The following is a 21,365-nucleotide window of genomic DNA, read 5'->3' on the forward strand; positions in this document are numbered from 1 at the left end:
CGCGACGTCGTCTCACGGGACCGGAGGAGTGGGCCGGAGCGGCGTGTGCTCGCGCCAGACGCGCCAGTACAGGCGGTACCCGCGGTACATCATCGCGACGAACGCGGCGCCGCCGATGGTGACCCCGGTTGCCACGGCGACGCCGACCGGGGCGTCGAATGCCGCGACGAGGCCGCCGGCGAACAGGCCCGCGACGGCCGCGGTCACGAGGGTGATCACCATCATCGAACTGCCGATCACCTGCGACGCGGCGCGGTCGAAGAACACGTGGTACGTGACGGTGGACCCCTTCAGGTCGTCGTGCGCCGACATCATCAGGTATGGCGCGAGGCCCGGGTCGAGGTCGAGGTAGGCGGCGCGGAGCCGGTTCATCGCGAGGACGTACATGAGGTCCTCGGTCGCCGTGTTGAACGCGCGGATCATCGTGATGAGCCCGAGCAGGAGGAGGAGGAACAGCACCGCGAGCGCGGCGACCCCGAACCATCCGCGGAACTGCGTCGCGTTGCCCAGGATCCCGAGCCCGATGAGGCCGGCGGAGACGACCGTGAGGAAGATCGCGATCCGGGTGAGCACCTCGCTCTGCGTGGTGCTCCGGGATGCGAGGAGGCTCCAGTGCTCGGTCGCGAGCAGTTGGGCGCGCAGCGATTTCTGCGCGTCCGTGAGGGCGTCGCCGCCGGGATCCTCTCCGGATGCCGGGGGAGACGGGTCGGGCCCGGGCGCATCCGCCATAGCGGCATTGTGCACCCGGGCCCGTCGCTTCCGCACCTGCGACGGTGCGTCGGGGTCGTCGCGACTACTTGACGCTGACGTGCGCCGCGAGGAACCAGCGGTCCTTGTCGAGTCCGCGGCGGATCTCGATGGCGACGTCCTGGCTCGCGGGGTCGAGCTCCTCGAGGCCCTCGATCGCGGCGTTCACCTTCTCGGTGGCGACGTCGATCTGCGCCACGACGTCGGCGATGGTCTCGTCGGACTGCTTGAAGCCCGCCGACGGATTCACCGCGTCGCTCTCCTTCGCGATGGTCGCGAGGCGCGCGTCGATCGGGAGTCCGAGCGCGACGACGCGCTCGGCAGCGAGGTCGGCCCATTCCTGGGCGTGCTCCACGACGGTGTCGAGGAACTCGTGGACCTCGAGGAAGTCGCGGCCGCGGACGTTCCAGTGGGCCTGCTTGCCGTTCAGCGCGAGCGCGGTGAGTTCGTGCACGACCGGCGTGAAGAACTGCGAGACGCCCGACGCGATCTCAGGGTCGGCGCCCTTCATCGGCGCCTTGGGCTTCCGGGCCGTCGACTTGGATGCGGTCTTGGAGTCGGTCATGTGGTCCCCTTCCACTCGATGACGTGACCATTGCCACGCTACGCCGAACCGCGCACGCCGCGATGGCATTCGCGCCGGATTCGCAGGGGGTTGACCTTCGAGCGGATGCTCGGCTCAGTCGCTCGCGGGTCGCGGATGGTGCGTTCCGCGGTGGATCTCGATGACCTGCGCGAACCCGGGCGAATCGGGGTCGTCGGTGATCGGCCGATCGGCCATGAACAGGCGGATGACGTGCGCGAGCTCGCCGGGGTGGCTGAAGTTGATGGCATGCGCCGCGCCGCGGATGCCGACGAGGAGGACGTGGTTGTCGGTCATCGCCGCGACCTCGTGGACGCGGTGCGGCGGCGGCATCAGCGGGTCCCGGTCGCCGACGACCACGAGGGTCGGGATCTCGAGCTCGAGGAGGCGGTCGAGCGACGGGTACTGCGTCAGGGCGCGGAACATCTTGAGCGTGCTGGGCACGCCGAAGCGCAGGTAGTCCGGCGCGGCGACGCCGACCATCCGGGTGGGCTCGCGCGGGCCGTCGCGCGTGAGCTGCGCGATGGCGCGGCGGAGCGGCTGGTTGTACATGCCGCCGGCGGGTGAGACGAGGACCGCGCGTTCGAGGCGCTCCGGATGGTGGCGGGCGAACTCGGTGATGACCGGGCACCCCATCGAGTTCCCGACGAGGGTCACCTTCTCCACCCCGCGGTCGTCGAGGAACCTGACGGCCGCGTGCGCGAGATCGGGGACGTCGAGCGCGTTCGCGGCCCCTTGGCTCCGGCCGAAGCCCGGCAGGTCGGGCACGAAGGTGTGGAATTCGTCGGCCAGCAGCTCCGCGGTGGGCAGCAGGTAGCGACCCGAGAGCCCGAAGCCGTGCACGTGCATCATCACCGGCGCGTCGGGCGGGCTGGGTGACTCGCGGTAGAACACCTCGAGGCCGTCGATCTCGGTCCACCGGCCGGCGAGGCGCGATTCGGGCTTGCTCGGATGCATCCGCGACCGGTGTCGCGAGCCGGAACGCGTGGTCGAGCCGGAGGTCATGCTCGTCATCCCCTTCGAGCGTCGGACAGGACGCCGGCCGGCGCGGGCGAACGCTGCGTCCATGCGACCACCAGGCCGCCGAGCGCCAGCACTCCGGCGACGAGGGCGCCTCGCCAGTACGGTGCGGCCACCCAGGCCGCATAGGCGGCGCTGGCGAACGAGAGGAGGAACGCGGCGGTGGCGGCCGTCCACGACGCCCGCACGCCGAAGAGCACGAGGGTGCCCGCGAGCACGAGAGCCGCTCCGCCGACGACGGCCAGCGTCGCGGCGACGACCGGCGCCTCGGGACCGGCGAGCAGCGCGGTGCCGAGGGCGACCTGGATCAGGCCGCCGAGCCACGCCAGGTCGGCGATGACCCGTGTTCGCTCCGACCGGCGTGCGGTCACGACGTACCCCCTCGAGGCCACGGTGCCTGCTGCACGGCCAAGCGTACTCCGGACCCGGCCGAGCGGAAATCAACGGAGGGGATGACGGGAATCGAACCCGCACCATCAGTTTGGAAGACTGAGGCTCTGCCATTGAGCTACATCCCCGTGCGCCCTCGCGGGCACCCGATCATCGTAGTACACGGCAGACTCCCGCTCGCGACGGACGAGCCGTCGAGCATCCGGCTAGCGGAGGCCGGCGATCGTCCGGACGATGCCGCGCGCCAGGCGGAGCTGACGCTCGTACGTCGCCGCGATCGCGACGAGCAGGGCTCCCGCGATGCCGAGCCACAGCCACCACCAGACCGCTTCGTAGAGCCGGCTGATCCACGGCCAGAGCTGGGTGACCGCGTGGACGAGGAGGACGGCTCCACCGATGAGCAATGGCGCCTGGAGCCGGAGCACCGCCCCGGCGACGACCGTGACGACCGCGGCGATCCCGAGTGCGACGAGTCGCCACAGCTCGGGCTCGGTCCAGTCGGCGAGGAGCGCGGGCAGGAGCACGACCGCGAGTCCGGGGCCGAGCGCCGGCCAGCTCCGCATCGCGGGGGAGCGCCGCATCCGGATCGCGCCCGCGACGATGAGCGCCGCGCCGACGGGGACGGTCACGACGTCGAACGGGTCGACCCGGCCGGAGGCGAGCACGAGCACCCCCGCCGACGCCTGGACTCCGAGGCTCGTCCACTCGAGCACGGCCCCCGCGACCGGCCGGACGCGCAGCGCGACCGATGCGACGTGGACGGCGGCGAGGACGGGGAACAGCACGGCTGCCCTGAGCGTCGCGTGGTCGCCGTCCAGGATGGCCACGACGGTGGGAACCGAGGTGAGCGCGACGGATGCCGCGAGCCCCCATTCCGCGACCGCTGACGGCCGCGCCTCCGTCCGCGCCCACACCGTGGCGGCGATCGCGCCGATCGCGAGTGCGACCAGCGGCCAGAACTCGACCACGAGTGCACTGGTCTCATCGAGGGCGACGGCCGTGCCGCGGACGACTGAGGCACCCGTGACGGCGGTCGAGCCGGCCGCGACCGCGAGGAGCCGGACCGGCACCCCGCGCACCCGCTCGGGCAGGAACAGCCCCGCGAGCACCGCGACCGCACCCGACGCCACGAGGACCAGGGTCCGCAGCTCCGACTCGCCGGCCTGTGCGACGCTCGGAAGCACTGCGATGGCCGCCGCGGCGCCGAGCACGGTCGTCCGGCCGGCCGCCGTCGACCCCGGGGCGGCCCGGCGCCACATGATGAGCGCACCCGCCGCGAGCAGCGCACCGGCCAGCGGCAGCGTGTACGCCTCGACGTCGCGCACGTCATCGGCTGCGAGCCGGGCCCAGACGGCACCGATCGCGAACGCGAGGCTCACCCACGACAGGTGTCTCGTGGGAGCGGTGCCGCCGACCGGATCGCCGTCGAGCGCCGCGATGACCATCGGCACCGGCGCGAGGACGAGCAGGACGAGCCACGTCTGCTCGGGTGCGGCCGGCGGCATCAGACCCTGCACGAGCGATCCGAACGCCACGAGGCCGACCCCGATGGACCACACCGGCCGGACGTCCCGCTGCCGCGGGACGGCGACGTGGGCGAGCACAGCCGCGAGCAGCGCCGCCCCGGCGATCCCGTGGACCGCAACGTCCTCGTCGACGTACTCGGTCACCATCCCGGCTCCGGCGAGCGCCAGCGCGATCGGGGTCGCCGCGGCGAACGTGATCCGCAGGGCCGCAACCGACGAACGGATCCACGCGAAACCTACGAGCGCGAGCACCAGAGCGGGGATCCAGCCGTACGACGTGGTGGTGGGCTGCGCTGCGAGGATCAGGGATCCGACCGACGCGGTCGCGAACAGGGGGAACGCGATCGCCAGGCGGTCGCGGGCCCGCATACGGCGGACGAACGCGAGCACACCGAGCGCCGCCCCGCTCGCGAGCGCCGCGATGAAGACGCCCGAATCCCACGGCTCCGGGAACGCGCGCCCTCCGCTGTCGGCCCAGGCCGGGAGTACCAGCAGGCCCAGCACGGCGATCACGGAGGCCACGACCAGGTGGAGGACGCCGAGCGTCGCTGCCGCCGACGCAGGCCAGACCCGCGACGCGAGGACGCGTCCGGCGACCGCGAGCGCGGTGACCGCGAGCACCGCCCACCCCCACACGCCGCCACTCCCGTGTGCGACGGCCCAGGCGACGGCGGCCGACGTCATGCCGAACACCGCGAGGACCGCGACGGCACCGGGTACGCGATGCGTCTGGCGCAGCACCGCCAGGGCGAGGGCACCGCTGGCCACCAGGAGAAGGAGGCCGACGACGCCGAGCAGTGTGGGTGCCGTCACCGCCGACGCGACCGCCGCGGCGAGCAGCAGCCCGGTCGGGACGGCGCCCAGCCTGACGAGCCGCCGGAGCAGGAGCAGGGCGATCGTCGCGAGCACCCCCACGGACAGCAGCGCGAGCACGACCCCGGTGGTCGACACGTCGATGGGGATCTCCCGGGCTTCGGTCGGGTCGATCGACCACGCCGCCAACGCCGCGAAGGCGAGGAAGCCGAGGTGCGTCACCGCGGCGTAGATCGCGGGGAGAGCCGCGACCGCGGCGACCGCGGAGGCGGCGATGAAGGCGGGCAGGCCGTCCGGCGCCCAGCGGCTGCGGGTGCGTGACAGCGCCGCCGCGAGGCAGGCCACCGCGCCGGCGGAGGCTGGGGAGATCCAGGTCGCGTCGCCGGGATCGAGCTCCGAAGCAGCCCCGACGGCGGGTGCCGACGCGGCGGCGATCGCCGCGACGACCGCGGCGAACGGGGCGAGGCGCGCCCAGATGTCGGTGGTACGCAGGCGGAGCGAGACGGTGAGCAGGATCCATCCGACCGCGACGACGAGCAGCGCCCACGTGACGCCCCACGCGATCCCGGGCAGCGCCTCCCATGCGGCGAGGAGTGCGATCGCTCCGCCCCCGGCGCCGAGGCCCATCACGATGGTGTGCTCGAGCGACGGCCGGGCGAACCGGGCCCCCGCGGCGAGGAGCAGGACCGCGAGGCCCCCGAGCCAGAGACCGGTGCCCGTCTCACCGCGGGGCGCGACGCCGTAGGCCAACACGAACAGGCCGACGGGCCCGAGGATGGCGGCGGCGATGCCGGTCGCCCGGACGCGACTCACGACCCGGGCGCCGGCGAGGAGCGCGGCAAGGACCAAGAGGGACCCGCCCCAATAGCCCGGATCGTCGAGCTGCTCGCTGCCGAACAACTCGTTCTCCCGGATGATCCAGATGTCGAGCACCAGCAGCACCACGGTGAGGGATGCCACGCCCTCCGCCGTGCCGGGAAGTCCCCGCGCTCGCAGCAGCCACGCGATCGCCAGCACGAGCACGCTCGCGATCGCGATGACGATCGAGCGCACCTCGAGCGTCGCGATGAGGTACGCCACGAGGAGGAACACGACGGCGGCGACGGCCAGCAGCACCACGCCGAGCGTGAGTAGCAGCACCTGGACGCCCGAGCGGCGCTGCCGCGCCGGCGTGGTCGGCTCCGCGACGGGCGCGGGCGGCTCGACGGGCGTGGGCGGCTCGACGGGCGGAGGCGGCGCGGCGGCGGGTGCCGCCGGGATGGGTGGCTCGGGGAGCGGCGGGCGCGTCTCCATCAGGGCCTGGAGCGAGCGCATCCGGCTGATGATCTCCTGTCGATCGGCCTCGGCGACGCGCACTCGCGCCCCCGCGGCGAGCAACTGAGCGGCCTCGGGCACGTCGAGTCGGAGGCCGCAGACGTCGCACCGGGCTCGATGCAACCGAGCGAAGCATGCGGGGCATCGTGTGGTGTCGACGAACTGCGACGGATCATCGGGCCAGCGGCGCAGGTCGGATGCCGCGGGACTCGCCTGGTCGGTCATGGCGTCACTCTGGCACGTGGGACGGTGTCGGCGAGGGGCTTCCGGCCCGCCTGTGGGAAACCCGCGGCCGGGGGCTCGGTGGCGCGTGCAGTAGACTTTCCCGGGTCCATCCGCGCTTCGTCGTGCTCCGGCGCGCCGACACGCCGGACCGGCGAGTCAGCCGGCGACTCGGGGCGTAGCTCAGCTTGGCTAGAGCGCCCGCTTTGGGAGCGGGAGGTCGCAGGTTCGAATCCTGTCGCCCCGACGAGTCGCATCGGCTCGACCACGTACTTCACACAACAGGAGAAACTTCCCCATGCCGACCACTTCGGTTGAGAAGCTGAGCCCGACGCGCGCCAAGCTCACCATCTCGGTGACGCCCGAGGAGCTGAAGCCCAGCATCGCCCACGCCTACGAGCACATCGCCGAGCAGATCAACGTGCCCGGCTTCCGCAAGGGCAAGGTGCCCGCGCCCATCATCGACCAGCGGGTCGGCAAGGCCGCCGTGCTCGAGCACGCGGTCAACGAGGGCCTCGACACCTTCTACCGCGCGGCGGTCGCCGAGCATGAGCTCCGCCCGCTCGGCCGTCCGTCTGCCGACATCGTCGAGTGGCCGAACGAGAAGGACTTCTCCGGCGACCTGCTGCTCGCCATCGAGGTCGACGTGCGCCCCGAGATCGAGCTGCCCGACTACGCGGGACTCGAGCTGACGGTCGACTCGATCGAGGTCGGCGACGACGAGGTCACCGAGGAGCTCGAGCGCCTGCGCAGCCGCTTCGGCACCCTCATCACGGTCGACCGCCCGGCCAAGACCGGCGACTTCGTGACCCTCGACCTCGTCGCCGTGATCGACGGCACCGAGGTCGACACCGCCAGCGGCGTGTCGTACGAGCTCGGCTCGGGCGAGCTGCTCGAGGGCATCGACGAGGCGCTCGACTCGCTCACCGCCGGCGAGACGACCACGTTCGCGTCGAAGCTGCTCGGCGGCGACCACCAGGGCGAGACCGCCGAGATCACCGTGACCGTGTCCGCCGTCAAGGAGCGCGAGCTCCCGGCCGCCGACGACGACTTCGCGCAGATCGCCAGCGAGTTCGACACGCTCGACGAGCTCACCGCGAGCCTCAAGGAGCAGGTCGCCCGCAACAAGTCGTTCGGCCAGGGCTCGCAGGCCCGCGACCTCCTCGTCGACAAGCTGCTCGAGCTCGTCGAGGTCCCCGTCGCCGACAGCGTCATCGAGGACGAGGTGCACCGCCACCTCGAGTCCGAGGGTCGTCTCGAGGACGACGAGCACCGCGCCGAGGTCACCGAGGCCAGCACCAAGGCCTTCAAGACCCAGATCGTCCTCGACAAGATCGCCGAGACCGAGAAGGTCCAGGTCTCGCAGGAGGAGCTCACGCAGTACCTCGTGCAGGGCGCCGCGCAGTACGGCATGGACCCGAACGAGTTCGTGCAGATCCTCAGCCAGAACGGCCAGATCCCCGCCATGGTCGGCGAGGTCGCGCGCAACAAGGCGCTCGCGATCGCGCTCGGCAAGGCGAAGGTCGCCGATGCCGCCGGCAACGCGGTCGACCTCTCCGAGTTCACCGCCGTGGCCGACGAGGCCGAGGGCGAGGCCGCCGCGGCCGCCGAGGAGGCGCCCGCCGAGGAGAAGAAGCCCGCCCGCAAGCGCTCGACCAAGAAGGCCGCCGACGAGGCGCCCGCCGAGGAGGCCGCCGCCGACGAGGCCCCGGCCGAGGAGACGAAGCCGGCCCGCAAGCGCACCACGAAGAAGGCCGACGCCGAGTAGTCGGCGCGGGTCGCACCACCACGCGACGGGGTCGGGCAGTCGTGCCCGGCCCCGTCCGTCGTCTCCGGAAGCGAGGAGCAGCATTGGACGACTGGCAGCGACGCGTCGACGCCGTCTGGGCGACGGCATCCGAATCGGGGGAGCGGGCCGTGATCGAGCGGATCGACGCGCTCGTCGCTGATTTGCCCGCGGGCGACCCCCGCGGCCCGTTCGAGGCCGCGGGCGCCCGTGACTCCGCCGGGCTCGAGGCGGAGGCCGAGCCGCTCTACCGCCGCGCGCTCGAACTCGGTCTCGCCGGCCGCGCGCGCATCGAGGCGCACATCCAGCTCGCGTCGACGCTGCGCAACCTCGGCCGGCCGGCCGAGTCGCTCGCGCTCCTCGACCACGTCCAGGGCGACGCCGGTGACCTGGCCGACGCCGTCGCGGCCTTCCGCGCGCTCGCGCTCGCCACGTCGGGTGCACCGGATGCCGCGGCATCCGTCGCCCTCGGGGCACTCGCCCCGCACCTCACCCAGTACCGGCGCGCGATCGACGCGTACGCCCGCGAACTCGTCGCGCCGCCCCGCGAGGACGCGGGAACGGAGGCCTGAGCCGCGGCGCCGCGACGCGGCATCCGCCGACGGCGAACAGCCCGGTTCGCGCGTGTTGCACCGGATAGATTCGACACAACGCACGAACGAAACGGAGCGAAATCCATGGCCGAACCGACACTGCAGCCCAGTGTGTTCGATCGACTGCTGAAGGACCGCATCATCTGGCTCGGCTCGGAGGTGCGCGACGACAACGCGAACGAGATCGCCGCGAAGCTGCTGCTCCTCGCCGCAGAAGACCCGAAGAAGGACATCTACCTCTACATCAACTCGCCCGGCGGGTCGATCACGGCGGGCATGGCCATCTACGACACGATGCAGTTCGTGCCGAACGACATCGTCACCGTCGGCATCGGCATGGCCGCGTCGATGGGGCAGCTGCTGCTGACCGCCGGCACCAAGGGCAAGCGCTACATCACCCCGAACGCTCGCGTGCTGCTGCACCAGCCGCACGGCGGCTTCGGCGGCACCGCGAGCGACATCCAGACCCAGGCGCAGCTGATCCTCGACATGAAGAAGCGCCTCGCCGAGATCACGGCCGCGCAGACCGGCAAGTCGGTCGAGCAGATCAACCGCGACGGCGACCGCGACCGCTGGTTCAACGCGCACGAGGCGCTCGAGTACGGCTTCGTCGATCACATCCGGGAGTCGGCGCTCGACGTCTCGGGCGGCGGCGGAACCGCGCCCGAGACGGAAGACACCAAGGCCTGAGAAAGAGAGAATGCGAATGAACATCCCCGCTTTCGGCGGCACCGCGTTCAGCGGCATGCCCGCCCCGGGCTCGCGGTACATCCTGCCGAGCTTCGAGGAGCGCACCGCCTACGGCTACAAGCGCCAGGACCCGTACGCGAAGCTCTTCGAGGACCGCATCATCTTCCTCGGCGTGCAGGTCGACGACGCGTCGGCCGACGACATCATGGCGCAGCTGCTCGTGCTCGAGTCGATGGACCCCGACCGCGACATCATGATGTACATCAACTCACCCGGCGGCTCATTCACGGCCATGACCGCGATCTACGACACGATGCAGTACATCCGTCCGCAGATCCAGACCGTCGTGCTCGGCCAGGCGGCCTCCGCCGCGGCCGTGATCGCGGCGGCCGGCACGCCGGGCCGACGGCTCGCCCTGCCGAACGCGCGCGTGTTGATCCACCAGCCCGCGATGGGCGAGGCGGGCCACGGCCAGGCCTCCGACATCGAGATCCAGGCGGCCGAGATCCTCCGCATGCGGTCGTGGCTCGAGGAGACGCTCTCGAAGCACTCCAACCGCACGCAGGAGCAGGTCAACTCCGACATCGACCGCGACAAGATCCTCTCCGCCGAGGAGGCCCGCGAGTACGGCCTCATCGACCAGGTGCTCACGTCGCGCAAGTCGCTTCCGGCGCTCGCGCGGTAGCGCTGCAGACCGGCGAGGGGTGGATGCGGTGAGCGCATCCACCCCTCGTTCGTCAGGTTTCCGCCAAACCCGTGGCGGATCGACCCCACGAGGCCCGCATCGGGCTAGGCTCGAAACAGATTTCGTTGCGAGGGAGGACGCGATGGCACGCATCGGGGAGAGCGCGGACCTCTTGAAATGCTCCTTCTGCGGGAAGAGCCAGAAGCAGGTGCAGCAGCTCATCGCCGGGCCTGGCGTGTACATCTGCGATGAATGCGTCGAGCTGTGCAACGAGATCATCGAGGAGCGCCTCGCCGAGGCCGGCGAGCCCGAGTCGGGCGAGTTCGAACTGCCCAAGCCGAAGGAGATCTTCGGCTTCCTCGAGGAGTACGTGATCGGCCAGGAGGCCGCCAAGCGCGCCCTCGCCGTCGCCGTCTACAACCACTACAAGCGCGTCCGCGCCAAGACCGCGATCACCTCCGCCGACCGGGCGCACGACGACGTCGAGATCGCCAAGTCGAACATCCTCCTCATCGGCCCCACCGGCTGCGGCAAGACCTACCTCGCCCAGACCCTGGCCAAGCAGCTCAACGTCCCGTTCGCCGTGGCCGATGCCACCGCGCTGACCGAGGCCGGGTACGTCGGCGAAGACGTCGAGAACATCCTCCTGAAGCTCATCCAGGCCGCCGACTACGACGTGAAGCGGGCCGAGACCGGCATCATCTACATCGACGAGGTCGACAAGATCGCCCGCAAGGCCGAGAATCCGTCGATCACGCGCGACGTGTCCGGCGAGGGCGTGCAGCAGGCACTGCTGAAGATCCTCGAAGGCACGGTCGCCTCGGTGCCGCCGCAGGGCGGCCGCAAGCACCCGCACCAGGAGTTCATCCAGATCGACACGACGAACGTGCTGTTCATCGTCGCCGGCGCGTTCGCCGGCCTGGAGGACATCATCTCCTCGCGCGCGGGCAAGCGCGGCATCGGCTTCGGTGCTCCACTGCACTCCAAGCAGGATGAAGCCGAGCTGTTCAGCGAGGTCCTCCCGGAAGACCTGCACAAGTTCGGGCTCATCCCCGAGTTCATCGGGCGGTTGCCCGTCGTGGCGACGGTCACGCCGCTCGACCGCGATGCGCTCATGGAGATCCTCACCGAACCGCGCAATGCGCTGGTCAAGCAGTACCAGCGGATGTTCGAGCTCGACGGCGTGCAGCTCGACTTCGAGCACGCGGCCCTCGAGTCGATCGCCGACCTCGCGGTGCTGCGCCAGACCGGCGCCCGCGGCCTCCGGGCGATCATGGAGGAAGTGCTCGGGCCGATCATGTTCGAGGTGCCCTCGACCACCGGCGTCGCCCGGGTCGTGGTGACCAAGGAGACGGTCATCGACAACGCGGCACCGACGATCGTGCCGTCCAAGCCGCGCCGTGCAGAGAAGTCCGCGTAGCGCGGCCTGAGCCCGTCGCCAGGCGGCCCCGTTCGCCGGGCTTTCCGGGCGACGGCGGCCGCTAGGCCAGGTCGTCGTCGCTGCGCGCGCCGAAGACGATCTCGTCCCAGCTCGGCATGGCCGCTCGGCCCTTCTTCGCGCGCGGCTGGGCGGGCTTGGCCGCGCCGCCCCACAGGGCGCGCGCAGCGGCGCCCGCACGGCTCTCGGGCGTCTCGTCTGCCCCGGCGGAGGGTGCAGGGGCAGCGGACGGGCTCGCGGAGGCCGCGTTCTCGGCGAGCGGCGCCTCCGAACGCGCGACGGTGGACGGGGCGACCGGCGACGGCGGCGCCGTGCGCTCGGCCGAGCCGGCCTCGCGCTCCCCGCGCCGACGGCGAAGCGCCTCCAGAAGGTCTGCGGTCTCGCCGCTCGGCGGCGCGGGCTCGTCGGCGCGCTTGATCGCCGCACGTGCGACCGCGGCGCTCGAGGACGGCGCCGGAGCCGCGGCGCGCTGCGCCGCCAGCTCGGGCTGCGGCGCGGTGTCGTCGTTCGCCGTGTCGGGTGCGTCGAAGGTGAATGCTCCGCTGTCGAAGCGGGACTGCTCGCCTTCGGCCGACACGGCGCGCAGGCGCGGGATCATGCCGCCGCGCACCTCACCGTGCTTGGAGAGCGTCACCGCGTCGGAGTTCTGCGGGTGCAGCGCCTGTTTGCGGGGCTCGAAGCTCCAGCGGGCGTCGTGATCGATGCCGTCGGCGGTGAACTCGAGCTTGACCAGCCAGCCGCGCTCCTCGTCCTTCCAGCTCGCCCAGCGCTCGCCGTGCGCCGAGAGCTGCGCGAGCCGCTCGCGCACCATCGAGCCGAACGAGGCCGGCTCGTCGCCGTCGCCCGCGTCGCCCGCGTGCACGGGGACGGCCAGCGCCGAGGTGACCATGTGTTCGCGCTCCGCGATCACGGGGCCCTCGAAGCGGCGGATGAACTCGACGGAGGCACCGGTGAGCTCGGCGATCTCCTCGGCGGACAGGCCGGAGCGGATGTGCGACTGCACCTCGCGCGGCGACAGCCTCGGTCCGGCCTCGACCGGAGGGACGGCGTGGCGGATGCGGGACTGGAGCACCTCGTCGATCTCGATCCGGAAGCGCGCCCCGTCATCGGAGGCCGCCACGAGGGCGCCGTTCTCGACGCCGATCACCTTGAGTTCCTGCATCGCGCGAAGCCCTTCCGTGCCTGGAGTCTCCGCCCAAGGATGCCACGGGCCGACTCCGGGCCGCGGGAATACGGCGGGCGTGCCGGAAGTTGTGCATTCCACCGGATCCGGCACCGACAAGTGGTTTGCCAATGACATTGATTTGATGCAGACTATGGCCGCCGAATCCTCGGCAACGAAAAAGGGATGGGAATGGCAACGGATTACGACGCGCCGCGGAAGACCGAAGACGACTCCGAGTCGATCGAGGCCCTCAAGGAGCGCGTGCCCGACAAGATGTCGGGTGTGGTCGACGTCGAGGACGCCGACAACCCCGGCAGTTTCGACCTCGCGGGTGCCGACCTGTCCGACGTCGAGCTCGACGTCGTGGTGCTTCCGCCGCAGGCCGACGAGTTCACGTGCGTGAACTGCTTCCTCGTGAAGCACCGGTCGCAGATCGACCACGAGACCAAGCTCGGTCCGATCTGCCTGGAGTGCGCCGCCTAGGCCGGCTCCCCTTCGACGCGTGGCCGTCGCGATCCGTTGATCGCGGCGGCCAGTTCTTTGGGATGGCGCGTCGAGACCAGCCAGTACGGCGCGGGGTCCGCGACATCCGTGATCGGCACGCGCACGGCGTCGCGGATCCAGCCGCGGATCACGAGGAACGCGCGGGCATCCAGACCGGTGCCGCGCTCGACGCGCGCGGCATCGCCGATCGCGGCCACGGCATCGCCGGTCAACTCGAGCGGCACGCTCGCGCGACCGGCGCGGAAACGGCCGTCGGCCACCTCGATCACCGGTGCCGTGAGCGAGAGCGAGCCCGCGACGGCGATGTACAGCACGACGCCGGTGGCGATCCCGGCCGGCAGCGAGACGGGCGCGAGGACCAGGATGCTCGCGGGGATCAGCAGCAGGCTCGTCAGGTAGATCCAGGGCGTCGGCCACAGCCGCTCGCGGTAGTCGGGCATGGGTCTATCAGACCAGACTTCTGCACTACCCTCGAACGGTGACCGATTCCGTCGATGTGCTGATCACGGCCGACCGCATGCCCGCCTACGCCCACCCCGGCGACGCGGGCGCCGACCTCCACGCCGCCGAGGCGGTCGTGCTGAAGCCGGGCGAGCGCGCGACCGTCGGCACGGGCGTCGCGATCGCACTGCCCGACGGGTACGTCGCGTTCGTCGTGCCGCGTTCGGGGCTCGCGTTCAAGCACGGCATCACGATCGTGAACGCGCCGGGCACCGTCGACGCCGGCTATCGCGGCGAGATCAAGGTCTCGCTGCTGAACACCGATGCCCGCGAGGCGTACCGCATCGAGCCGGGCGACCGGATCGCCCAGCTCGTGGTCATGCCGGTCAGCCGGGCGCGGTTCGTCGAGGTCGAGAGGCTGCCGGGCAGCCTCCGCGGCGAGGGGGGATTCGGGTCCACCGGATTCGGGGCACACCAGTCAGGAGCACACGCGTGAGCGACATCGAGAACATCGACGACATCCCCGTCGACCACCCCAAGTCGGCGCCCGAAGATCGCGCCACCAACGGCCCGCTCGACGAGTCCGAGGCCAATCCCGTGCGCCCGTACGTCGACCTCGGCGGCGTCAAGGTGCTGCCGCGAGAGGGCCTCCACCTGCGCCTCGAGGTCGAGGAGGGCACCAAGCGCGTCGTGGCGGTCGGGCTCGACTACGCCAACTCGACGCTGCAGGTCCAGCCGTTCGCGGCGCCGCGGTCGAGCGGCCTCTGGCACGAGATCCGCGACCAGATCGCCGACCAGATCGCCCGCCAGGGTGGCACCACCACGGTGCGCGAGGGGTCCTTCGGGCCCGAGCTGCTGGCGCAGATCCCCGTGACGACCGCCGACGGGCAGACCGGGCAGATGCGCCTCGCGCGCTTCATCGGCGTCGACGGTCCGCGCTGGTTCCTCCGCGGCGTCATCGCCGGCGAGGCGGCCGCCGACCCGACTGCCGCAGCCAAGGTCGAGGACCTCTTCCGCTCGATCGTCGTCGTGCGCGGCAACACGCCGATGCCGCCGCGCGACCTCATCCCGCTGCGCATGCCTGCACCGTCCTCGGGCGGTCCGGCCGCGTGACGGACGAGCGGTCCGGCTCCGACGAGGCCCAGGAGGCGGGCGACGACCGCGAGGGCGAACGCGACGACGCGGCCGAGCTCGGGCGCTCGATCGCCGCGGCGGCGGAGCGCGCCGGCCTCGGCCGCATCGCACGCGACGAGACGCTGACGCCCGCCGACCTGGTCGGGGCGCTCGGCGGCTTTCGCGGGCTCGCCGAGGCGATCCTGCCGGGCCTCGTGTTCCTCGTCGTCTACACGTTCTCCCGCGAGCTCGTGTGGGCGCTCATGGCCTCACTGGGTCTGGCGGTCGTGTTCACGATCGCCCGGCTGGCCACGCGGAGCCAGCCGACGCAGGCCATCGCCGGACTCATCGGCGTCGCGGCATCCGCGGCGCTCGCGCTCTGGACGGGCCGCGCCGAGGACAACTACGTCCTCGGCTTCTACACCAACGCCGCCTACGCCATCGGCATCCTGGTGTCGCTCCTGGTGCGGTGGCCGCTCGTCGGCATCATCGTCGGATTCCTCAAGGGCGAGGGCACCGCCTGGCGGCGCGACAAGCGCATCTACCGTGCGATGCAGTTCCTGACGCTCGTGTGGCTCGGCATGTTCGTCGCGCGGCTCGCCGTGCAGTTGCCCTTCTACTTCGCCGGCAACGTCGAGGCGCTCGGTGCCACGCGCCTGCTCATGGGCGTGCCGCTGTACGCCCTGCTGCTGGTGTTCTCCTGGCTCGTCGTCCGCGCCGTGTACCCGGCGAAGCCGACGCCCGCGGAGTGATACAGTTATCTCGATATCGAGATAAATCACGGGTGCCGGCACGATCCTGTCGGCGGGCGACGGGGTTGGGCTAGCCTTGCTGGGGCGGGCCCCGGGCACCACGGCAGGGCGCCGCCCACGAACGTCGCGTCGGCGGCATCCGCGAAGGAGAGGACATCGTGTCTGCAGTGAACAGTTTCGGGGCGAAGGACACGCTCCACGTCGGTGATGCGGCTTACGAGATCTACCGGATCGACACGGTCGCCGGGCATGAGAAGCTCCCCTTCAGCCTGAAGGTGCTGCTCGAGAACCTGCTCCGCACCGAGGACGGCGCCAACGTCACCAAGGCGCAGATCGAGGCGCTCGGCTCGTGGGTCCCCACGGCCGAACCCGACACCGAGATCCAGTTCACGCCCGCGCGCGTGGTCATGCAGGACTTCACGGGCGTGCCCTGCATCGTCGACCTCGCGACGATGCGCGAGGCGGTCGTCGCCCTCGGCGGCGACCCGAACCGGATCAACCCGCTCTCGCCCGCCGAGATGGTCATCGACCACTCGGTCATCGCCGACCTCTTCGGCACCGAGAACGCCCTCGAGCGCAACGTCGAGATCGAGTACGAGCGCAACGGCGAGCGGTACCAGTTCCTCCGGTGGGGCCAGACCGCGTTCGACGACTTCAAGGTCGTGCCGCCGGGCACGGGCATCGTGCACCAGGTGAACATCGAGCACCTCGCGAAGGTCATCTACGACCGCGACGTCAACGGCGTCACGCGTGCGTACCCCGACACCTGCGTCGGCACCGACTCCCACACGACCATGGTCAACGGCCTCGGCGTGCTCGGCTGGGGCGTCGGCGGCATCGAGGCCGAGGCCGCGATGCTGGGCCAGCCCGTCTCGATGCTGATCCCCAAGGTCGTCGGCTTCAAGCTGTCCGGCTCGATCCCGGCCGGCGTCACGGCGACCGACGTGGTCCTCACGATCACCGACATGCTGCGCAAGCACGGCGTGGTCGGCAAGTTCGTCGAGTTCTACGGATCGGGCGTGGCATCCGTGCCGCTCGCCAACCGTGCCACCATCGGCAACATGAGCCCCGAGTTCGGCTCGACCGCCGCGATGTTCCCGATCGACGACGTGACCGTCGACTACCTGCGCCTCACCGGGCGCAGCGAGGAGCAGCTCGCCCTCGTCGAGGCGTACGCGAAGGAGCAGAAGCTCTGGCACGACGCCGACAACGAGCCCGTCTACTCCGAGTACCTCGAGCTCGACCTCGCGACGGTCGTGCCCTCGATCGCCGGCCCGAAGCGCCCGCAGGACCGCATCGTGCTCTCCGACGCCAAGTCGCAGTTCGAGAAGGACCTGACGAACTACGCCGACGTCGAGCACGACCTCGTCGACCTCGAGATCGCCGAGTCGTTCCCCGCGTCCGACCCGCCGAGCAACACGCCCGAAGACGAGCACAGCCACCACGTGCACCACCACCACAGCCACGCCCCGAAGACGGCGTCCAAGCCGACGAAGGTCGAGTTGACGGATGGCACGTCGTACACGCTCGACCACGGCGCGGTCACCATCGCCGCGATCACCTCGTGCACCAACACGTCGAACCCGTCGGTCATGCTCGCGGCGGGCCTCCTCGCGCGCAACGCGGTCAAGAAGGGCCTCAAGGCCAAGCCGTGGGTCAAGACCACGCTCGCGCCGGGCTCGAAGGTCGTCACCGACTACTACGAGAAGGCCGGCCTGACCAAGGACCTCGAGGACCTCGGCTTCTTCACCGTCGGCTACGGCTGCACGACGTGCATCGGCAACTCGGGCCCGCTGATCGAGGAGGTTTCGGCCGCGGTGCAGCAGAACGACCTCGCCGTGACGGCGGTGCTCTCGGGCAACCGCAACTTCGAGGGCCGCATCAACCCCGACGTGAAGATGAACTACCTCGCGAGCCCGCCGCTCGTGATCGCGTACTCGCTCGCCGGTTCGATGAACTTCGACTTCGAGACCGACCCGCTCGGCCAGGACCACGACGGCAACGACGTGTTCCTGAAGGACATCTGGCCCGACACCGCCGAGGTCCAGTCCACGATCGACTCGTCGATCAACAAGGACATGTTCACGAACCAGTACGCGAGCGTGTTCGAGGGCGACGAGCGGTGGCGCACGCTGCCGACGCCGACGGGCGCGACCTTCGAGTGGGACGCCCAGTCGACCTACGTCCGCAAGCCCCCGTACTTCGACGGCATGACGATGGAGACGACCCCGGTCACCGACATCGTGGGTGCTCGCGTGCTCGCGAAGCTGGGCGACTCGGTCACGACCGACCACATCAGCCCCGCCGGCAACATCAAGGCCGACAGCCCCGCGGGCCGCTACCTCACCGAGCACGGCGTCGACCGCAAGGACTTCAACTCCTACGGGTCGCGACGTGGCAACCACGAGGTGATGATCCGCGGCACCTTCGCGAACATCCGTCTGAAGAACCAGCTCCTCGACGGCGTCGAGGGCGGCTTCACGCGCGACTTCACGCAGGAGGGCGGCCCGCAGTCGTTCATCTACGACGCGTCGACGAACTACCAGGCGCAGGGCATCCCGCTCGTCATCTTCGGCGGCAAGGAGTACGGCTCGGGTTCGAGCCGCGACTGGGCCGCGAAGGGCACCAACCTGCTCGGCGTCAAGGCCGTCATCACCGAGAGCTTCGAGCGCATCCACCGCTCGAACCTCATCGGCATGGGCGTCGTGCCGCTGCAGTTCCCCGCGGGCGAGTCGGCCGACTCGCTGGGCCTCGACGGCACCGAGATCGTCTCGATCACGGGCCTGGAGCAGCTCAACGAGGGCGTCACGCCGAAGACGGTGCACGTGGTCGCCGAGCCGAGCGAGTTCTCGCCCGAGGGCAAGCAGCCCGTCGAGTTCGACGCGGTCGTCCGCATCGACACGCCGGGTGAGGCCGATTACTACCGCAACGGCGGCATCCTGCAGTACGTGCTGCGCAGCCTCGTCTGACGCGACGCGATTCCAGGGGCGGCGGGCTTCGGCCCGCCGCCCCCGATCTTTGCCCGGGCTCTCAGGTGCTCCGGCGTACACTCGAACGACACCGTGGCACCCGCCGCCCACAGCTCCGGAGGCACGACGAATGAGGCTGCTCGACACGATCCGCGGACCGCGCGACCTCGACGCGCTCACGCACGACCAGCTCGATGAGCTCGCCCGCGAGATCCGTGAAGTGCTGGTCGAGAGCGTGTCGAAGACCGGCGGGCATCTCGGCCCGAACCTCGGCGTGGTCGAACTCACGATCGCCATCCACCGGGTCTTCGACTCGCCGCGCGATCCCGTCATCTTCGACACCGGCCACCAGTCGTACGTGCACAAGCTGCTGACCGGCCGACGCGACCTCTCGACGCTCCGCAAGACCGGCGGCATGGCCGGGTACCCCCAGCGCTCCGAATCCGAGCACGACGTCGTCGAGAGCTCGCACGCGTCGAGTTCGCTCTCGTGGGCCGACGGCATCTCGAAGGCGTTCGAGATGACCGGGCAGGGCGACCGGCATGTCGTGGCCGTCGTCGGCGACGGCGCACTCACGGGCGGCATGACGTGGGAAGCGCTCAACAACATCTCCGACGACAACACCCGCAACCTCGTCGTCGTCGTCAACGACAACGGCCGCTCGTACGCGCCGACCATCGGCGGCATGGCGCGCTTCCTGAACTCGGTGCGAACCAAGCAGTCGTACCGCACGCTCCACCTCCGCAGTCGCAGCGCGTTCGACCGGCTCGGATCGCCCGGACGGGCGATCTACCGCGGCGTTCGCGGCGGCCTGCACGGCTTCCTCAGCCGGTTCAGCGGCAACGAGGCGCTGTACTCCAACCTCGACATCAAGTACATCGGGCCGATCGACGGCCACGACGAACGCGCCGTCGAGGAGGCGCTGCGCCAGGCGAAGTCCTATGGCGCGCCCGTGATCGTGCATGCGATCACCGAGAAGGGACGAGGGTACGAGCCGGCTCGCAACGACGTGGCCGACCAGTTCCACGCCGTCGGCCAGATCGATCCCGAGACGGGCGAGTCGCTGGAGACTGCGTCGGCGCCGTCGTGGACGAGCGTCTTCGCCGACGAGCTCGTGAGCCTCGCCGAGCGCGACGAGCGCCTCGTCGGCATCACCGCTGCCATGCTCCGGCCCACGGGCCTGCACCGCATGGCGGAGCGATTCCCGGCGCGCGTGTTCGACGTGGGCATCGCCGAGCAGCACGCCGCCACCTCGGCTGCGGGCCTCGCGTTCGGCGGCCTCCACCCCGTCGTCGCGGTCTACGCGACCTTCATCAACCGCGCCTTCGACCAGGTGCTGATGGATGTCGCGCTGCACAAGGCCGGCGTGACCTTCGTGCTCGACCGCGCCGGCGTGACCGGCCCCGACGGTCCGAGCCACCACGGCGTGTGGGACCTCTCGATCCTGCAGGTGGTGCCGGGCATCCGCATCGCGGCGCCGCGCGACTCCGTTCGCCTGGCCGAGGAGCTCGGCGAGGCCGTGCGGGTGACCGACGGCCCGACCGTTCTGCGGTTCCCCAAGGGCACGGTCGGAACCGAGTACGACGCGGTGCGCCGCACGCACGACGGCGTCGACGTGCTGGCCGAGTCCGAGCGCAAGGACGTGCTCATCGTCACCGTGGGCCCGATGGCGGGCATCGGGCTCGAGGTCGCGGAACGGCTCGAGGCGCAGGGCATCGGCGCGACCGTGATCGACCCCCGCTGGGTGGTCCCGGTCCCCGAGAGCGTCGTCGGCCTCGCGGCGGACTACCGGATCCTGGTCAGCATCGAGGACGGCATCCGCGTCGGGGGCATCGGCACCCGGATCCGGCAGGATCTCCGCGAGGCCGGCGTCGACACGGCGGTGACCGAGGTCGGGCTGCCCGACGAGTTCCTCGACCACGGCTCGCGCGGCGACATCCTCGAGCGCGTCGGCCTGACCCCGCAGCACATCGCCCGTGACGTGACCGCGATGGTGCTGGGCAGCAAGCTGCCGCACGCCCGCAACGCCGGCGTCGAGGTGTCGGCCGACACGAACTCGCACCCGCGCGTCTGAGTATCAGCCGACGCGGTAGACGTGCTCGACCGCGTCGCCGAGCCGCGTCACGCCGGTGAGGGTCAGGGGCGGCGTCACCGACGAGACCGGCAGGAGCGGTCGGCCGCGCCCGAGGGCGACCGGCATGTAGGTGACGAGCAGCTCGTCGAGCCGGCCCACCGCGAGGAATTGCGCCGCGACCGGCCCGCCGCCGATGATCCACACGTTGCGTGGGCCGGCGGCCGCGACGGCCGCGTCGGCGATCGGCTCGATCGGGCCGGAGGCGAACCGCACGTCGGCGCCATCGGGAACCTCGAGCTCGCGATGCGTCAGCACCCACGTGGGCACGGACCCGTACGGCCAGCCGCCGCCCTCGCGGAGCACCCACTCGTACGTCGTCGCGCCGAGCACGAGCGCGCCCACCTCGGCGAAGAACCGCTCGTAGCCCTCGCTGAAGTCCTCCATGCCGAACTGGAGGAGCCAGGACAGGTCGTCGTGCTCGTCGGCGATGAACCCGTCGAGCGTGGAGGCCACGTAGTACTGGATCTTGGTCACCGGCTG

General features: G+C 71.0%; 19 protein-coding genes and 2 tRNA genes. 12 read left to right on the plus strand and 9 right to left on the minus strand.

Annotated features, from left to right (window positions below):
• Nucleotides 1-12: 12 nt before the first annotated feature.
• The 6 genes from AC3RKB_RS16295 to AC3RKB_RS16320 form a co-directional block, all read right to left on the minus strand.
• The gene (locus AC3RKB_RS16295) at nt 13-729 is read right to left on the minus strand and encodes a hypothetical protein (RefSeq protein ID WP_491437294.1); all 717 of its coding nucleotides are present in this window, start codon (nt 727-729) and stop codon (nt 13-15) included.
• A 64-nt stretch (nt 730-793) separates the two neighbouring features.
• A complete protein-coding gene (locus AC3RKB_RS16300) occupies nt 794-1,312 on the minus strand; it encodes a Dps family protein (protein ID WP_491437295.1) in 519 nt (172 codons plus the stop codon).
• Nucleotides 1,313-1,426: 114 nt separating this feature from the next.
• Nucleotides 1,427-2,335: an alpha/beta fold hydrolase gene (locus AC3RKB_RS16305; RefSeq protein ID WP_491437296.1), complete on the minus strand. Its 909-nt coding sequence runs from the start codon at nt 2,333-2,335 to the stop codon at nt 1,427-1,429.
• 5 nt (nt 2,336-2,340) lie between these two features.
• Complete coding sequence (locus AC3RKB_RS16310) at nt 2,341-2,721, minus strand: hypothetical protein (protein ID WP_491437297.1); 381 nt, start codon at nt 2,719-2,721, stop codon at nt 2,341-2,343.
• A 76-nt stretch (nt 2,722-2,797) separates the two neighbouring features.
• A tRNA-Gly gene (locus AC3RKB_RS16315) sits at nt 2,798-2,868 on the minus strand.
• Between the two features lie 78 nt (nt 2,869-2,946).
• Nucleotides 2,947-6,618 carry an SCO7613 C-terminal domain-containing membrane protein gene (locus AC3RKB_RS16320; protein WP_491437298.1) on the minus strand — a complete coding sequence of 1,224 codons (3,672 nt, stop codon included), beginning with the start codon at nt 6,616-6,618 and terminating at the stop codon, nt 2,947-2,949.
• Nucleotides 6,619-6,787: 169 nt separating this feature from the next.
• Between AC3RKB_RS16320 and AC3RKB_RS16325 the strand changes: the two genes are divergently transcribed.
• The 6 genes from AC3RKB_RS16325 (at nt 6,788) to clpX (ending at nt 11,789) form a co-directional block, all read left to right on the plus strand.
• Nucleotides 6,788-6,862: transfer RNA gene (locus AC3RKB_RS16325), tRNA-Pro, on the plus strand.
• 51 nt (nt 6,863-6,913) lie between these two features.
• Nucleotides 6,914-8,383, plus strand: a complete 1,470-nt coding sequence (gene tig / locus AC3RKB_RS16330) for a trigger factor (protein ID WP_491437299.1) — start codon at nt 6,914-6,916, stop codon at nt 8,381-8,383.
• 83 nt (nt 8,384-8,466) lie between these two features.
• Nucleotides 8,467-8,973: a tetratricopeptide repeat protein gene (locus AC3RKB_RS16335; RefSeq protein ID WP_491437300.1), complete on the plus strand. Its 507-nt coding sequence runs from the start codon at nt 8,467-8,469 to the stop codon at nt 8,971-8,973.
• A 105-nt stretch (nt 8,974-9,078) separates the two neighbouring features.
• On the plus strand, nt 9,079-9,684 hold the full coding sequence (locus tag AC3RKB_RS16340) for an ATP-dependent Clp protease proteolytic subunit (protein WP_491437301.1): 606 nt from the start codon (nt 9,079-9,081) through the stop codon (nt 9,682-9,684).
• A 16-nt stretch (nt 9,685-9,700) separates the two neighbouring features.
• Entirely contained in the window at nt 9,701-10,369 is a 669-nt protein-coding gene (locus AC3RKB_RS16345) for an ATP-dependent Clp protease proteolytic subunit (protein ID WP_491437302.1), read from the plus strand.
• Nucleotides 10,370-10,511: 142 nt separating this feature from the next.
• Nucleotides 10,512-11,789 (plus strand): ATP-dependent Clp protease ATP-binding subunit ClpX, encoded by a 1,278-nt coding sequence (clpX, locus tag AC3RKB_RS16350; RefSeq protein ID WP_491437303.1) that lies wholly within the window; start codon nt 10,512-10,514, stop codon nt 11,787-11,789.
• 61 nt (nt 11,790-11,850) lie between these two features.
• Here the strand turns inward: clpX and sepH are convergent, their stop codons facing one another.
• A complete protein-coding gene (gene sepH, locus AC3RKB_RS16355) occupies nt 11,851-12,969 on the minus strand; it encodes a septation protein SepH (RefSeq protein WP_491437304.1) in 1,119 nt (372 codons plus the stop codon).
• A 192-nt stretch (nt 12,970-13,161) separates the two neighbouring features.
• Here sepH and AC3RKB_RS16360 point away from each other — a divergent pair, with 192 nt between their 5' ends.
• Nucleotides 13,162-13,455 (plus strand): DUF4193 domain-containing protein, encoded by a 294-nt coding sequence (locus tag AC3RKB_RS16360; protein ID WP_092669728.1) that lies wholly within the window; start codon nt 13,162-13,164, stop codon nt 13,453-13,455.
• On the opposite strand, the gene AC3RKB_RS16365 is transcribed toward AC3RKB_RS16360, so the two are convergent.
• Nucleotides 13,452-13,916 (minus strand): DUF3093 domain-containing protein, encoded by a 465-nt coding sequence (locus AC3RKB_RS16365; RefSeq protein ID WP_491437305.1) that lies wholly within the window; start codon nt 13,914-13,916, stop codon nt 13,452-13,454. The genes AC3RKB_RS16360 and AC3RKB_RS16365 overlap by 4 nt on opposite strands.
• A gap of 38 nt (nt 13,917-13,954) precedes the next feature.
• Between AC3RKB_RS16365 and dut the strand changes: the two genes are divergently transcribed.
• The 5 genes from dut (at nt 13,955) to dxs (ending at nt 20,825) form a co-directional block, all read left to right on the plus strand.
• Entirely contained in the window at nt 13,955-14,413 is a 459-nt protein-coding gene (gene dut, locus AC3RKB_RS16370; RefSeq protein WP_491437306.1) for a dUTP diphosphatase, read from the plus strand.
• Nucleotides 14,410-15,030 carry a DUF3710 domain-containing protein gene (locus AC3RKB_RS16375; RefSeq protein WP_491437307.1) on the plus strand — a complete coding sequence of 207 codons (621 nt, stop codon included), beginning with the start codon at nt 14,410-14,412 and terminating at the stop codon, nt 15,028-15,030. The genes dut and AC3RKB_RS16375 overlap by 4 nt, the downstream gene beginning before the upstream one ends.
• A complete protein-coding gene (locus AC3RKB_RS16380) occupies nt 15,027-15,782 on the plus strand; it encodes a DUF3159 domain-containing protein (protein ID WP_491437308.1) in 756 nt (251 codons plus the stop codon). Before AC3RKB_RS16375 ends, AC3RKB_RS16380 begins: the two co-directional genes overlap by 4 nt.
• A gap of 158 nt (nt 15,783-15,940) precedes the next feature.
• Entirely contained in the window at nt 15,941-18,751 is a 2,811-nt protein-coding gene (acnA, locus tag AC3RKB_RS16385) for an aconitate hydratase AcnA (RefSeq protein WP_491437309.1), read from the plus strand.
• Between the two features lie 130 nt (nt 18,752-18,881).
• Complete coding sequence (gene dxs, locus AC3RKB_RS16390; protein WP_491437310.1) at nt 18,882-20,825, plus strand: 1-deoxy-D-xylulose-5-phosphate synthase; 1,944 nt, start codon at nt 18,882-18,884, stop codon at nt 20,823-20,825.
• 3 nt (nt 20,826-20,828) lie between these two features.
• Here dxs and AC3RKB_RS16395 read toward each other — a convergent pair whose 3' ends face one another.
• On the minus strand, nt 20,829-21,359 hold the full coding sequence (locus AC3RKB_RS16395) for a dihydrofolate reductase family protein (protein ID WP_491437311.1): 531 nt from the start codon (nt 21,357-21,359) through the stop codon (nt 20,829-20,831).
• Nucleotides 21,360-21,365: the final 6 nt, after the last annotated feature.

Source organism: Agromyces capsici, from assembly GCF_058349965.1.

Excerpts from the sequence above, each read along its gene's own strand:
- AC3RKB_RS16295 (WP_491437294.1), bottom strand. The coding sequence starts at position 729 with ATGGCGGATGCGCCCGGGCCCGACCCGTCTCCCCCGGCATCCGGAGAG.
- AC3RKB_RS16300 (WP_491437295.1), bottom strand. The coding sequence starts at position 1,312 with ATGACCGACTCCAAGACCGCATCCAAGTCGACGGCCCGGAAGCCCAAG.
- AC3RKB_RS16305 (WP_491437296.1), bottom strand. The coding sequence starts at position 2,335 with ATGACCTCCGGCTCGACCACGCGTTCCGGCTCGCGACACCGGTCGCGG.
- AC3RKB_RS16320 (WP_491437298.1), bottom strand. The coding sequence starts at position 6,618 with ATGACCGACCAGGCGAGTCCCGCGGCATCCGACCTGCGCCGCTGGCCC.
- tig (WP_491437299.1), top strand. The coding sequence starts at position 6,914 with ATGCCGACCACTTCGGTTGAGAAGCTGAGCCCGACGCGCGCCAAGCTC.
- AC3RKB_RS16340 (WP_491437301.1), top strand. The coding sequence starts at position 9,079 with ATGGCCGAACCGACACTGCAGCCCAGTGTGTTCGATCGACTGCTGAAG.
- AC3RKB_RS16345 (WP_491437302.1), top strand. The coding sequence starts at position 9,701 with ATGAACATCCCCGCTTTCGGCGGCACCGCGTTCAGCGGCATGCCCGCC.
- clpX (WP_491437303.1), top strand. The coding sequence starts at position 10,512 with ATGGCACGCATCGGGGAGAGCGCGGACCTCTTGAAATGCTCCTTCTGC.
- sepH (WP_491437304.1), bottom strand. The coding sequence starts at position 12,969 with ATGCAGGAACTCAAGGTGATCGGCGTCGAGAACGGCGCCCTCGTGGCG.
- AC3RKB_RS16360 (WP_092669728.1), top strand. The coding sequence starts at position 13,162 with ATGGCAACGGATTACGACGCGCCGCGGAAGACCGAAGACGACTCCGAG.
- AC3RKB_RS16365 (WP_491437305.1), bottom strand. The coding sequence starts at position 13,916 with ATGCCCGACTACCGCGAGCGGCTGTGGCCGACGCCCTGGATCTACCTG.
- dxs (WP_491437310.1), top strand. The coding sequence starts at position 18,882 with ATGAGGCTGCTCGACACGATCCGCGGACCGCGCGACCTCGACGCGCTC.